We start from the raw sequence: 12,335 nt of genomic DNA on the forward strand, positions 1-12,335 counted from the left end.
GGGGAAGGTCCAGGTCCGCTCCGCACCCGGGTCAGGTGTCTGGTGTATCAGTGCGCGCACAAACATGGCCAGCTGCGTTTTCGCCGCGCGCGTGGGGGTAGGCAAGGCGAGCCCCACTAGGGGCGCAGATCCGTGACGAGAGGCGGGTGCGGCCGTTCCTTCGCTGGCACGTGGGTGGGAAGTGTCGCGAGGCAGTGCCTGAGGCCAAGGAACGCAATGACAAACGCAAACGGCCCGACCGTCGGGGTCCTCGGCTCCTACGGTGGAATGAACCTTGGCGACGAGGCGATTCTGACGAGCCTGCTAGGAGATCTGCGCCAGCGTCGGCCCGACGCTCACGTCGTTGTGTTCTCCCGCAACCCGGAGTACACCCAAGTGGCTTTCCCGGACATCGAGGCCACCGGATGGGAGGGTGTGAACCGCGAGCGCATGGCGGAGGCGCTGTGCCGGCTCGACCTGCTGATTCTCGGCGGCGGCGGGATCCTGTACAACACCGAGGCCCGCCGTTATCTGAGGTTGGTGGCGGAGGCGCAGGAGTGCGGGGTGCCGGTGTTCACCTACGCGGTGGGCGCCGGGCCGCTCACCGACGGCGTCGACTGCGGATTGACCAGGGAGACCCTGCAGAAGGCGCTTGAGGTCACCGTGCGCGACGAGGGGTCGAAGCTGGCTCTGGAGGAGGCCGGGGTGCGCTGTCCGGTGACGGTGACCGCCGATCCCGCGATGCTCCTGCAACCCGAGGAGTTCTGCCGGGACGCGCTGCGGACGGAGGGGGTACCCGACGGGTGGCGAATGATCGGGATGAGCGTGCGCGAGCCGGGTCGGGCGGCCCAGAGCCTCGACGTCGACGCGTACCACCAACTGCTGGCCCACGTCGCCGACTTCCTGGTCCACCGGCTGGACGCGCAGTTGGTGTTCGTACCGATGGAGCGGCAGGACATCGCCCACTCGCACGCCGTGCTGTCGTACATGTCCGCGGCGGATCGAGGCCGCGTGCTGAACAACAACTACCGGCCGTGCCAGGTGCTGGGGCTGATGCGCCACCTCGACCTGGCCGTGGGCATGCGCCTGCACTTTCTGATCTTCGCCGCTATCGCCGGGGTTCCGGTGCTCCCGCTGCCCTACGCCGGCAAGGTGTTCGACTTCGCCAAGGAGATCGGCGCTCCCTCGTTGGGCGGCGTCGTACGCGAGGCGGCCGGTCCGCTCCTCGCCGAGGTGGATCGGCTGTGGGACGAACGTTGGCTGCGTATCCGCGATACCACCAGCCGGCTGGCGGGGCTGCGTGAGCGCGCCGCCCTGACCGGCGAGCGCCTGAGCCAACACCTGGAACGGATCATGCCGGTCCCGGCGTGACGGCCGAGCCCGATCCGGCGGTTGAGAAGATCATGACTGCCGGGCACGATCACAGGATGTCGAACGCGTACGACGTGATCGTGGTCGGCGGCGGCCACAACGGCCTGGTGGCCGCGGCGTACCTCGCCAAGGCGGGCCGCCGGGTGCTCGTCTGCGAACGCCGCCACACGGTCGGCGGGGCGGCGGTCTCGGAGCATCCGTTCGGCCCGGACTTCACTGTGACCTCGCTGTCGTACGTGGTGAGCCTGCTGCCGCAGCAGATGGTGCGCGACCTCAAGCTGAGAGAGCACGGCTACCGCGTGTACCCGCAGGGGCCGTACTTCGCGCCCCGCCGCGACGGCGGGTACCTGTCGCTGCCCGACGATCCGGTGGCGCGGGCGAAGGAGATCGCGAAGTTCTCCAGCCGGGACGCCGAGGCCTACGAACGATGGAACGCCTGGCTGGAGAGGCTGGGCGGCCTCGTCGGCCCGCTGCTGGAGTCAATCCCGCCGAAGCTCGGCTCGAAGAAGCCACGGGACCTGCTGGGACAGGTCGCCCTGGCAGCGAAGCTGCGCAAGGTCGACGTACGCGAAGCGTTCGATTTGACCCGGCTGTTCACGGCGAGCATCGCGGACCTGGTGGAGGAGCGCTTCGCCAGCGACGCGCTGCGCGGCCTGCTCAGCGTCTCCGGCGTGATCGGCACCTGGGCCGGCCCGCGCAGCGCCGGGACGGCGTACGTGATGCTGCACCACCATGTCGGTGACACGGCCTGGGGGTTTCCGCGTGGCGGCATGGGCGGTGTGACGCAGGCGCTCGCCGGTGCCGCCAGAGCGTTCGGCGCGGAGATCCGCACCGGGGCGCCGGTGGGCCGCATCGACGTCGACGCCGGCCGGGTGCGCGGGGTGACCCTGGAGTCGGGTGAGGAGATCGCGGCGAGCACCGTCATCACCACCGCCCACCCGAAGATCTCCTTCCTGCGTTTGGTGGAGCGGTCGCAGCTACCCGAGGACTTCGTCGCCGACATCGAGTCCTGGCAGACCCGCTCGGGCACGGTCAAAATCAACTTCGCGGTCGACACGTTGCCCACGTTCACCGCGCACCCCGACTACGACCCGTCGATCTACGGCGGCACGATCGTCCTGGCCGAGTCGCTCGACGACGTGGAGAACGCCTACCAGGAGGCGGTCGCGGGGCGGGCGGCGACAAGTGCGTTCGCCGACATCTGCATCCCGTCGGTCTTCGACGACTCACTCGCCCCGCGGGGCAAGCACGTCGTCAGCGCGTTCACCCAGTGGGTGCCGCACACCTGGGCCCGGAACCCGGACCCCGACGAGCTCACGGCGTACGCCGACCGGCTCACCGCCCGGATCGAGGCGGTCGCGCCGGGGTTCATCGACTCGATCATTGGACGGCAGGTCATCGGCCCGGACACCATGGAGCGCGAGTACGGGCTCGTCGGCGGCAACATCTTCCACGGCGAGCTGACGCCGGGGCAGATGTTCCACTGCCGGCCCGCCGCCGGGTACGCCGACCTGCGCACCCCGGTACGCGGGCTCTACCAGGCCGGATCCGCCACGCACGGCGGCGGCGGGGTGACCGGTATCCCCGGGCGCAACGTGGTCCGCCAGGTCTTACGCGACAGCCGACGGAAGGCAGCCGATGGGGAGTGAGCAGCCGAGCATCATCGAAAACGGCGGTGGGGAGCGAGTCCCCGTGACGGTCGTACGCGGAGCCGGTCTCGGCTGCGCGCTGGCCGGGTTCGGCCTGCTCGTCGCCGCGCAACTGCTGCCGTGGCTGTCCGCGACGACCAGTCCGCTGCAACAGGATTTCCCGACGAGTACCGGCGGCCGGCTGGAGCGGAGCCTCGTCGAACTGCCCCTGCCGACCGAGATCTTCAACCTCGGCTGGCTGATGGTGCTCGGCGCCGTGGCGACCGCGCTCGCCGTACGCGGCGCTGCCCGGCGGGTCGTGGTGGCGGCCGGCCTCGGCCTGGTCGGTGGCGAGTTGGCGCTGCTCATCGGCATGACCCGCACGATCAAACGCAGCGGGCTCTTCCGCGGCACCTTCCCCCAGACGGCTCTGGCCAGTCACCTGGAGACCGGCGTGTACTGCGCGTACGCCGCGCTGGTGATGTTCGCCCTCGCGCTGCTGCTGGCCGGCGGCGTTCCGCTGTGGCTGCGCCGGCGCGCCACGCCAGCCACCGAGGCCGAGCCGGTCGGGCCCGCGGACCTGACGGTCACCGCGGCCCCGACCACGGACCCGGCGTTGTGGGCACGCGATCCGCACACCGATATCGAAGTGGGCGGACGACAGTCAGAACGGTAAGCTCACGCATCGTGATTGACCTGCGCTTGGTACGAGAAAATCCCGATCTGGTGCGAGCCAGCCAGCGTGCCCGCGGTGCCTCGGAGGACGCCGTCGACGCGCTGCTCGCCGCCGACGAGGCCCGCCGGTCGGCCGTCGCCCGCTTCGAAGCGCTGCGCGCCGAGCAGAAGCAGCTCGGCAAGCAGATGCCGAAGGCGCAGGGCGCGGAGCGGGAAGCGCTGCTGTCGCGTACCAAGGAGCTTTCCCAGCAGGTCAAGGAGGCGGAGTCCGCCGCCGACGCCGCCGACGCCGCCCTGCGCCGCGCGCAGATGGCCGTGCCGAACGTCGTCGAGGAGGGCGCCCCGCCCGGCGGCGAGGACGACTTCGTCGTACTGCGGGAAGTGGGCGACAAGCCGCGCATCGACAACCCGCGCGACCACCTGGAGATCGGTGAGGCGCTCGGTGCGATCGACGTCGAGCGCGGTGCGAAGGTGTCCGGCAGCCGGTTCTACTACCTGACCGGGGTGGGCGCCCTGCTCGAACTCGGTCTGCTCCAGCTGGCGATCCAGCAGGCCGTCGAGCACGGGCTGACGCCGGTGATCCCGCCGGTGCTGGTCAAGCCGGAGGCGATGGAGGGCACCGGGTTCCTCGGCGAGCACGCCAGCGAGGTGTACCGGCTCGAAGCCGACGACCTGTACCTCGTCGGCACGTCGGAGGTCCCGCTCGCGGCGTACCACAGCGGCGAGATCCTCGACCTGAACCAGGGGCGCCGCTACGCCGGCTGGTCGACGTGCTTCCGTCGGGAGGCCGGCTCGTACGGCAAGGACGTGCGCGGGATCCTGCGGGTGCACCAGTTCGACAAGGTGGAGATGTTCTCGTACGTGCGGCCGGAGGAGGCACACGACGAGCACCAGCGGCTGCTCGCGTGGCAGGAGGAGATGCTGGCCAAGGTCGAGGTGCCCTACCGGGTGATCGACGTGGCGGCCGGCGACCTCGGCTCGAGCGCAGCGCGCAAGTTCGACATCGAGGCGTGGGTGCCGTCACAGGGCCGGTACCGTGAGGTCACGTCCACGTCGAACTGCACGACGTACCAGGCCCGGCGCCTCAACATCCGGTACCGCGACGAAGAGGGCAAGACGCAGTTCGCGGCGACGCTCAACGGCACCCTGGCCACGACCCGCTGGCTGATCCCGATCCTGGAGAACCACCAGCAGCCGGACGGTTCGGTACGGGTACCGAAGGCTCTCCAGCCCTTCCTCGGCGGTCGCGACGTCCTGGAGCCGACCAACCGGTAGTCCGCTGTTCGGGCCGATTTCGCCCTGATGTGGGCGGGCTCACCTGTTGGCGAGGTACGGTTGCTGCCCGCTTACGCCAGGAGGCGAGCATGATCAGGCACCAGACCAGGCCTGGCCTGCCCAAGCTGATCGCGACCGATCTCGACGGCACGTTGGTGCGCAGCGATGACACGGTCAGCGCGTACACGCTCGAGGTGCTGGCCCGGGTCAAAGCCGCCGGCATCCCGATCGTCGGCGCCACCGGCCGTGGCCCCCGCCTGATCGAACTGGTACGCACCGACATCCCGACCGCGGACTTCCTGGTCATGGGCGGCGGCAGCCGGGTCATCGACCTGACCGACCCCGACGTGCCGCTGGTGCTACGCGACGAGCGCCTCGACGGCGACGTGCTGGCTGAGTTGCTGGCGACCCTGGAGCGCGAGATCGGCCCGCTGTCCGTGCTGGTGGAGGCCAGTGACGAGCCCCGGTCGCCGCTGTGGGGAGACGTCCACCCGGCGTGGCGATACCCCGAGGTCGTGGAGGCGAGGGTACGGGCGGAAGCCCTCGTCGGCCGCGTGATCAAGGGGTTCGCCTACCACGACAGCTACGACGCCGACCAGTTGGTCGAGGTCGCCCGCCGGCTGATCGATCCGTCGATCGCGACGGTGACCCAGGCCGGGCTCGGGTACATCGAGATCTGCCCACCGGGCGTGGACAAGGCCACCGGCCTGTCGGTGGTGGCGCAGGTCCTGGGCATGGACCCGGCCGACGTGCTGGTCTTCGGCGACATGCCCAACGATCTGCCGATGTTCGACTGGGCGGGTTTCGGTCGGGTCGCCGTCGCCAACGCGCACCCTCAGGTGCTGGCGGTGGCGGACGAGGTCACCGGGTCGAATGACGCCGACGGAGTCGCCGTCTATCTGGATGCCATGCTGTCGGCGTGAGAATGCGGCTGGTGGCCACGGACCTGGACGGGACGCTGGTACGAAACGACTTCACGATCGGTGTCCGCAGCGTCGCCGCCCTCGAGCGGGTCCATGGGCTCGGCGGGGCTGTCGTCCTGGTCACCGGGCGTCCGATCCGCTGGCTGTACCCCGTGTACGAGCACCTGCCGATCCAGCCGCTCGCCGTGGTGGCCAACGGCGCGGCCGTCTACGACCCGGTCGACGACAAGGTCCTGCACTCGAGGCCGCTCGAGCCGGCGGCCATCGCGGAGGCGTGCGCCCGGCTGCGGTCGGCGGTGCCCGGCGTGCGGTTCGCGGTCGAGACCGATGGCGGGCGGGTGATGCTGCACGAGCCGGCGTACGAGGTCGGCGGCTGGGAGATCCGGGGTGACGGGGTCCACGAGGTCCACATTCAAGAACTCGCCGCCCAGCCAGCCGCGAAGCTGCTGGTCAATGCGGGTGCGCAGCCGCCGGATGCGTTCACCGCGCTGGTGGCCGACCTGCTGGAGGGGGTCGCCGAGGCCACCCACTCGTCGTCGAGCGGCATCGTCGAAGTGTCGGCCGCGGGCGTGACCAAAGCGGCCGGCCTGGCGTGGGTGGCCGAACGGCTCGGCGTGGCGCCGCACGAGGTCGTCGCGTTCGGCGACATGCCCAACGACCTGCCGATGTTCGCGTGGTCGGGGCGTGGCGTGGCGGTAGCCAACGCACACCCGGCGGTGCTCGCGGCCGCCGACGACGTGACCGCGGCCAACGACGCCGACGGGGTCGCGGCGTACCTGGAGCGCCTGCTCGACGCCTAGATGTACTGGCCGGTGCCACCGTCCGGCTGCTGGTTCGGTGGCATCATGCCGGGCATCATCCGGGCGGCCGCGCCGGCGGGCAGCGCGTGCCGGTTTCCGCCGCGGATCTGCTCCAACTGCATGCGGGCGGCCATCTGCTGGGCCATCAGCGCTGCCTGGATGCCGTGGAACAGCCCTTCAAGCCAGCCAACCAGCTGGGCCTGAGCGATCCGCAGCTCAGCCTCGCTGGGGGTGCTGTTCTCCTCGAACGGCAGCGCCAGCCGGCTCAGCTCGTCGCGTAGCTCCGGGGCGAGCCCCTCCTCCAGCTCGATGATCGATCGGCTGTGGATGTCGCGCAGGCGCTGCCGGCTCGCCTCGTCCAGCGGAGCGGCGCGGACCTCCTCCAGCAACTGTTTGATCATGCTGCCGATGCGCATCACCTTCGCCGGCTGCTCGATCAGCTTGCTCGGGTCCTCGCCCTCGTCGCCCTGCTCCTGCTCGAGGTCGACGGTGCCGACGGGACGACCGTCCGGCCCCACCACGAGTACGGTGCGGTTCTGCTCGACGTCCGGGCGGTTCGGCTGCTCCTCGTTGTCGGCCATGGCTCCAATCCTTACGTATGGCTGCGGTCGATCCGCAAGGCGCTCCCCGTGATCGTGACAAGTTTGCCCCAGGAGCCGGGTCGACCAAACCGATCGTGGCAGGCTGAGGCGATGACGGCCGACCCTCGCGAGATCCTCGCCCGGTGGGCGCCAGGCCCCGACTTCACGGTCCGCTACGGCGACCATCCGGAGCACGTCGTGGATGTACGGCTGCCGGCCGGCGACCCGACCGGTCCCCTGGTCATCTTCATCCACGGCGGGTTCTGGATGGCCGAGTTCGACCGGGCGCACACCGCGCCGCTCGCCGTCGACCTCGCCGCCCGCGGATACCCGGTCGCCACGATCGAGTTCCGGCGGATCGGGCAGGACGGCGGCGGCTGGCCGGGCACCTTCACGGACGTGTCGGCCGCGGTCGCGCGTACCCCCGGGCTCATCGCCGAGGCCCTGGCCGCGCAGGGCTGCCGCGTCCCCGACCTGGACCGGCCGGTCCTCGCCGGCCACTCGGCCGGCGGTCAGCTGGCGCTGTGGTACGCAAGTCGGCCCGCGACACCCGTACGCGGGGTGCTCGCGCTCGCGCCGGTCGCCGACCTCGCCCTCGGCCACCGGCTCGGGCTCGGTGACGGGGCGGTGGCGGCGTTGCTCGGTGGCGGCCCCGACGAGGTACCCGACCGGTACGAGGCGTGCGACCCGATGCGCCTGCTGCCGGCGGGGGTGCCGGCGGTTCTCGTGTTCGGCACCGAGGACGACCGGGTGCCGGTGGAGGTGGGGCGCTCCTATGTAAACGGTGCGCGCATGGCCGGTGATCACCCGGCCCTCATCGAGTTGCCGGATACCGAACACTTCGCAGTGATCGACCCCCGCTCGGCGGTATGGTCCACCGTACTTGGCGCGCTACACCGGCTCTCGGTCGAGCGGGACGTTGATGACGATTGACGCCTACCGCGAAAGCAGGTAGAACCCGCAACGGGGTTGCCGATTGGCTGGGCCCTGTCGATCTTTTACGGAGGATCACTTGTCCGAGTTCACCCGTCGGCGCGCGCTGAAGGCACTCGCTGCGCTCGGGGCCGGCGGCGCGGTGGCACCCATCCTGTCCGCGTGCAACGGCGGGAGCCAGCAGCCGGTCGTGGCGGATCTTCCGGCCGTGAAGATTGGCCTGGTCGTGCCGCGGTCGGGCGTCTTCAAGACGGTCGGCGACGAGCTTTTCAACGGCTTCCAGCTCTACCTGGACCTCAACGACAGGCGCCTGGCCGGGCACCCGGTCAACCTGGTCATCGTCGACGAGGGGGAGACCGCCGAGTCCGGCAAGGCGGCCGTCGAGCGACTCATCAAGCAGGAAAACGTCCTCGCGCTGTCCGGTGTGGCGAGCTCGGCGTCGATGGTCGCGGTTCGGGAGCTTGTCGAGAACTCGCAGATCCCGCTCATTGGCTCCAACGCCTCACCGACCACCCTTCGAGGCGTCCGGTACATATGGCGTACTTCCTACGTCAACGACGAACCGGCCACGGCGTTGGGACGGTTCGTCGCGAGCAAGGTCGGCAACGGCCCCGTCGCCCTGATCGCGCCGGACTACCAGGCCGGGCACGATGAGCTCAACGGCTTCCTCTCCGCGTACGGCAAGGAGGTGGCGGGCGAACCGATCTACACGCCGTTCAGCCCCACGCCGACCACGAACTTCCAGCCGTACCTCAACACCATCAAGGCTTCCCGGGCCAAGGCCGTGCTGTGCTTCTACGCGGGGTCGCTCGCGGTCGAGTTCGTCAAGCAGTACCGGCAGCTGGGGCTGACCCAGGACCTGTACGCGCCGGGCTTCCTCACGGAGGGGGTCCTGCTACGCCAGCAGGGTGACGCCGCGCGCGGCATCTACACCTCGATGAACTACTCGTCAGATCTGGACAATGACGCCAATCGGCGGTTCGCCTCCGCGTACCAGAAGGCGTACAACAACGTCCCCACCGCGTACGCGATGGCGTCGTACGACGCGGCCTTCGTCCTGGACAAGGCGATCAGTGTCGTCGGGTCCGGCGACCTGAACCCGCAGGCCGTCAACCTCGCGCTCGGCAAGATCGGGTCGATCGACAGCCCGCGCGGATCCTGGCAGTTCAACCAGAACCGCACCCCGCTGCAGATGTGGTACCTGCGGCAGGTCCGCCAGGACGGGGGCACGCTGGCGAACACGGTCCTGTCGCCGTTGACCACTCTCGGGTAGCACACAGCGGGGCGGCTCGACAGGTACGCCCGCCATCCTCCAAGATTGCGCGGTGCGTCCCGGGTGCCCGCAGTCGTTACCGCCGCGTCCCCGGCGCGGCTGGTGCTCGACGATCCTGGCTGCGCTGCTGGCCCTCGCCGCCGTCCTCACGGTCTCGGGTGGGGCGACCGCGATCGCGACGATCCGGGGTAGCGGTGGGGCGACCGGCGCGGCGTTCGTCGGTGACCTGCGCCCGGAGGTCCGCCGGGTCGCGCTGACGGCGCTGCTCGAGCGGCGAGCGAAGGCTGTCCGGGACCGCGACAGGCAGGCGTTCCTCGCCGACGTGGACGGCGCCGACCAGGCGTTCAAGCGCCAGCAGGAGCAGCAGTTCGACAACCTGACCAAGCTCCCGCTGGCCGAGTTCCGCTACTCCCTCGAACAGCCCGTCCGCTACGACGCGCTCATCCCCACCGCCGTCCGCGACCGCTACCAGGGACGGGTGCAGACGGCGGCCGTGACGGTGCTCTACCGCATCGACGGGGTGGACACCGAGCCCGTGGCGGCGCCGTGGGTGCCCATCGTGGGCGTCGTGGCCGGCCGGTGGCGGCTGGCCGGCGTGGCGTCGGACGGCAGGCTGCCGACGGGTACGAACGGACAGGCCTGGGAGACCGGTGAGATCACCGTGGCGCGCAGCGCACGGGTCGTCCTGGTGCTGTCGGCGGGCGACGCGAACCGGGCGCCGGACCTGCTGCGGATGGCCGAGACCGGACTCGACCAGGTCGCGGCCGTACGCCGGGGCGGCTGGGTCGGCAAGGTCCTCATCACGGCGGTACAGGACCCGCGGCTGTTCACCACATACTTCACCCAGAACCCCGATCACGTCGTCAACGTCGCGGCGATCGCGGTGCCGTACTACGCGGAGATCCCGGACTGGCGCGCCAAGCCGAAGTACGCGGCCACCCGCGTCGTGTTCAACCCGCACGAGTTCGAGGCCGACCCGACCGAACTGGCCCACGACCTGACCCACGAGTTCGCCCACGCCGCGATGGGGTCGGTGACCACCGACGAGACGCCACTGTGGCTGGTGGAGGGGTTCGCCGAGTACGTCGCGTACGAGCCGGAGCAGGTGCCCAGTTCGTTCGTACGGCGGTCGCTGGAAGGCTTCCCGGCCGGGAGCACTCCGCCGTCGGCGAACTTCTACGGCGACCCGCGTAACTACGTGCTGGGCTGGCTGGCCTGCCGCATGATCGTCGAGAAGTACGGTGAGGCCAGGCTGCTCGCCCTGTACGAGGCGTCGGGCAGCGGCGACGCGGTCAAGCAGGTGCTCGGCATCGACACGGCCACCCTCGACCGGCAGTACGTCAATTACGTGGAGAAGGTGCGCGCCGGCTGACTAGCCTGGAGCGTGATGGACCTGGTTGGGCTCTCGAAGCGGCTGTCGTACGTGCTGCGCCACCGCCCCGACAGCGTCGGGCTGACCCTCGACCGGAACGGTTGGGTGGCGGTCGACGATCTGCTCGCCGCCCTGGCGGCGCACGGGGTGCGGGTAGGCCGAGCCGAGCTCGACACCGTCCTGGCCGGCAACGACAAGCGGCGCTTCGCGGTCGAGGCCGGGCCGGACGGGCGGGACCGGATCCGGGCCAGCCAGGGCCACTCCATCCCGATCGACCTCGGGCTCACGCCGGTCACCCCACCGCCGGTGCTCTACCACGGCACCTCGGCCGCTGCCGTGCCGTCGATCCGGGCCGAGGGGCTGCGCAAGGCGCGTCGCCACCACGTACACCTGTCAGGTGATCTCTCGACCGCTCAGCGGGTCGGTGCGCGTAGGCGAGGTCCCGTGGAAATTTTGACCGTCGACGCGGCCGCGATGGCCGCGGACGGCCACCAGTTCTACCGCAGCGCCAACGGCGTGTGGCTCACCGATCACGTCCCGCCGCGGTACCTGCGCTGATCTGGCCGAGCCCGCTGGTCAAGGCGTCGTAGGCGTGGTGGCGCACCTCGCGCAGCCGCTGTGGACTCGCCTCGTCGTTGTCCAACTCGCACAGCGCCGCCCGTCCCGACAGCGTGGCGGCACCGGCGAGTAGCTGCGGGTAAAGGGCGCTCACGCTCTCGCCGGTGCGGGCGGCCACGAACTCGGCGATCGCCTCGTGCATCTCATGAAAGATCATCTGGTACGCGGGGAGCAGTTCCGGCAGTTGCTGCACGATCCGCATGCGGGCGCTGATCTGGCGGTGCTGGTCGTAGTCGGCGATGTCGACGGTGTCCATCGCGGCGCGGACGGCCTCGACCGGGGGCTCGCCCGCCGGCCGCTCGGCGAGGGCGGCCCGAAGTCGACTGACGATTGTGTGCGCTACATCTCCGAACAAAACGTGCTGTTTGGACGAGAAGTACCTGAAAAAGGTGCGCACCGCGACCTCGGCGGCGTCGGCGATGTCCTCGACGGTCGTGCGCTCGTACCCGCGTTCGGCGAAGAGCCGCAGCGCCGCCGCTTCCAACGCGGCGCGCGTCTCCTGCTTCTTCCGCTCGCGCCGTCCGCAGATCGGACGGGGAGTTCCGGGAACGGTCACCACCCTCTCATGGTGGCACGCGCCTCGCGTCCCCCACGTTGACCATGATCATGAAGACTCTGAGGGGTCATAGCGCCTCGGATCCTTCAGGATCATGGGGGCAGTCCGTCTCTAGAGATCGAACTCGCCCTCGCGAGCGCCGTCGAGGAACGCCGCCCACTCGTCCCGGGTGAACGTCAGGATTGGCCCGGTACCGTTGGCCTTGCTGTCGCGGACCTGGATCTGCCCGTCGTGCCGACGAATCTCGACGCACTGCCCACCGGTTCCGCCGGATCGAGTGGACCACCGGCGGTTTCCTGTTCGCGGCGTGGCACCTGCGAAACCTGTCCCCATGATCACCCAGACTTTGTG

13 protein-coding genes are annotated in these 12,335 nt (G+C 70.1%); 10 read left to right on the forward strand and 3 right to left on the reverse strand.

All coding sequences use genetic code 11. From position 1 onward, the window contains the following. Positions 1 to 216 precede the first annotated feature (216 nt). From HC028_RS08785 to HC028_RS08810, 6 genes are all read left to right on the forward strand, one after another. Positions 217 to 1,350, forward strand: a complete 1,134-nt coding sequence (locus HC028_RS08785; protein ID WP_168075004.1) for a polysaccharide pyruvyl transferase family protein — start codon at positions 217 to 219, stop codon at positions 1,348 to 1,350. Positions 1,351 to 1,406: 56 nt separating this feature from the next. Beyond that, positions 1,407 to 2,999 carry a phytoene desaturase family protein gene (locus HC028_RS08790; protein WP_168075006.1) on the forward strand — a complete coding sequence of 531 codons (1,593 nt, stop codon included), beginning with the start codon at positions 1,407 to 1,409 and terminating at the stop codon, positions 2,997 to 2,999. After that, positions 2,989 to 3,654: a hypothetical protein gene (locus tag HC028_RS08795; protein WP_168075008.1), complete on the forward strand. Its 666-nt coding sequence runs from the start codon at positions 2,989 to 2,991 to the stop codon at positions 3,652 to 3,654. The genes HC028_RS08790 and HC028_RS08795 overlap by 11 nt, the downstream gene beginning before the upstream one ends. A gap of 11 nt (positions 3,655 to 3,665) precedes the next feature. Beyond that, on the forward strand, positions 3,666 to 4,928 hold the full coding sequence (gene serS / locus HC028_RS08800) for a serine--tRNA ligase (protein ID WP_168075010.1): 1,263 nt from the start codon (positions 3,666 to 3,668) through the stop codon (positions 4,926 to 4,928). An 89-nt stretch (positions 4,929 to 5,017) separates the two neighbouring features. Further along, complete coding sequence (locus HC028_RS08805) at positions 5,018 to 5,851, forward strand: HAD family hydrolase (RefSeq protein WP_168075012.1); 834 nt, start codon at positions 5,018 to 5,020, stop codon at positions 5,849 to 5,851. A 2-nt stretch (positions 5,852 to 5,853) separates the two neighbouring features. Continuing rightward, the gene (locus tag HC028_RS08810) at positions 5,854 to 6,651 is read left to right on the forward strand and encodes an HAD family hydrolase (RefSeq protein WP_168075188.1); all 798 of its coding nucleotides are present in this window, start codon (positions 5,854 to 5,856) and stop codon (positions 6,649 to 6,651) included. Here HC028_RS08810 and HC028_RS08815 read toward each other — a convergent pair. Continuing rightward, a complete protein-coding gene (locus HC028_RS08815; protein ID WP_168075014.1) occupies positions 6,648 to 7,232 on the reverse strand; it encodes a bacterial proteasome activator family protein in 585 nt (194 codons plus the stop codon). The genes HC028_RS08810 and HC028_RS08815 overlap by 4 nt on opposite strands. A 111-nt stretch (positions 7,233 to 7,343) precedes the next feature. On the opposite strand from HC028_RS08815, the gene HC028_RS08820 reads away from it, so the two are divergent. The 4 genes from HC028_RS08820 to HC028_RS08835 all read left to right on the forward strand — a co-directional run bounded on the left by HC028_RS08820 (position 7,344) and on the right by HC028_RS08835 (position 11,368). Further along, positions 7,344 to 8,165: an alpha/beta hydrolase family protein gene (locus tag HC028_RS08820; RefSeq protein ID WP_168075016.1), complete on the forward strand. Its 822-nt coding sequence runs from the start codon at positions 7,344 to 7,346 to the stop codon at positions 8,163 to 8,165. A gap of 79 nt (positions 8,166 to 8,244) precedes the next feature. Continuing rightward, positions 8,245 to 9,438 carry an ABC transporter substrate-binding protein gene (locus tag HC028_RS08825; RefSeq protein WP_168075018.1) on the forward strand — a complete coding sequence of 398 codons (1,194 nt, stop codon included), beginning with the start codon at positions 8,245 to 8,247 and terminating at the stop codon, positions 9,436 to 9,438. Positions 9,439 to 9,490: 52 nt separating this feature from the next. After that, the gene (locus HC028_RS08830) at positions 9,491 to 10,810 is read left to right on the forward strand and encodes a gluzincin family metallopeptidase (RefSeq protein WP_168075020.1); all 1,320 of its coding nucleotides are present in this window, start codon (positions 9,491 to 9,493) and stop codon (positions 10,808 to 10,810) included. Between the two features lie 15 nt (positions 10,811 to 10,825). Then, the gene (locus HC028_RS08835) at positions 10,826 to 11,368 is read left to right on the forward strand and encodes an RNA 2'-phosphotransferase (protein WP_168075022.1); all 543 of its coding nucleotides are present in this window, start codon (positions 10,826 to 10,828) and stop codon (positions 11,366 to 11,368) included. Here the strand turns inward: HC028_RS08835 and HC028_RS08840 are convergent. Further along, complete coding sequence (locus HC028_RS08840) at positions 11,334 to 11,987, reverse strand: TetR family transcriptional regulator (RefSeq protein WP_168075024.1); 654 nt, start codon at positions 11,985 to 11,987, stop codon at positions 11,334 to 11,336. The two genes, HC028_RS08835 and HC028_RS08840, sit on opposite strands and share 35 nt — an antisense overlap. A gap of 108 nt (positions 11,988 to 12,095) precedes the next feature. Continuing rightward, complete coding sequence (locus HC028_RS08845; protein ID WP_168075026.1) at positions 12,096 to 12,317, reverse strand: DUF397 domain-containing protein; 222 nt, start codon at positions 12,315 to 12,317, stop codon at positions 12,096 to 12,098. Between the last annotated feature and the right edge of the window lie 18 nt (positions 12,318 to 12,335).

This window comes from Planosporangium flavigriseum (genome assembly GCF_011947225.1).
GTDB lineage: Bacteria > Actinomycetota > Actinomycetes > Mycobacteriales > Micromonosporaceae > Planosporangium > Planosporangium flavigriseum.

What these genes read in the sequence shown, in the direction of transcription:
- HC028_RS08790 (WP_168075006.1), top strand. Translation starts at nt 1,407, where the DNA reads ATGTCGAACGCGTACGACGTGATCGTGGTCGGCGGCGGCCACAACGGC.
- HC028_RS08795 (WP_168075008.1), top strand. Translation starts at nt 2,989, where the DNA reads ATGGGGAGTGAGCAGCCGAGCATCATCGAAAACGGCGGTGGGGAGCGA.
- HC028_RS08810 (WP_168075188.1), top strand. Translation starts at nt 5,854, where the DNA reads ATGCGGCTGGTGGCCACGGACCTGGACGGGACGCTGGTACGAAACGAC.
- HC028_RS08845 (WP_168075026.1), bottom strand. Translation starts at nt 12,317, where the DNA reads ATGGGGACAGGTTTCGCAGGTGCCACGCCGCGAACAGGAAACCGCCGG.
- HC028_RS08785 (WP_168075004.1), top strand. Translation starts at nt 217, where the DNA reads ATGACAAACGCAAACGGCCCGACCGTCGGGGTCCTCGGCTCCTACGGT.
- HC028_RS08815 (WP_168075014.1), bottom strand. Translation starts at nt 7,232, where the DNA reads ATGGCCGACAACGAGGAGCAGCCGAACCGCCCGGACGTCGAGCAGAAC.
- HC028_RS08820 (WP_168075016.1), top strand. Translation starts at nt 7,344, where the DNA reads ATGACGGCCGACCCTCGCGAGATCCTCGCCCGGTGGGCGCCAGGCCCC.
- HC028_RS08805 (WP_168075012.1), top strand. Translation starts at nt 5,018, where the DNA reads ATGATCAGGCACCAGACCAGGCCTGGCCTGCCCAAGCTGATCGCGACC.
- HC028_RS08835 (WP_168075022.1), top strand. Translation starts at nt 10,826, where the DNA reads ATGGACCTGGTTGGGCTCTCGAAGCGGCTGTCGTACGTGCTGCGCCAC.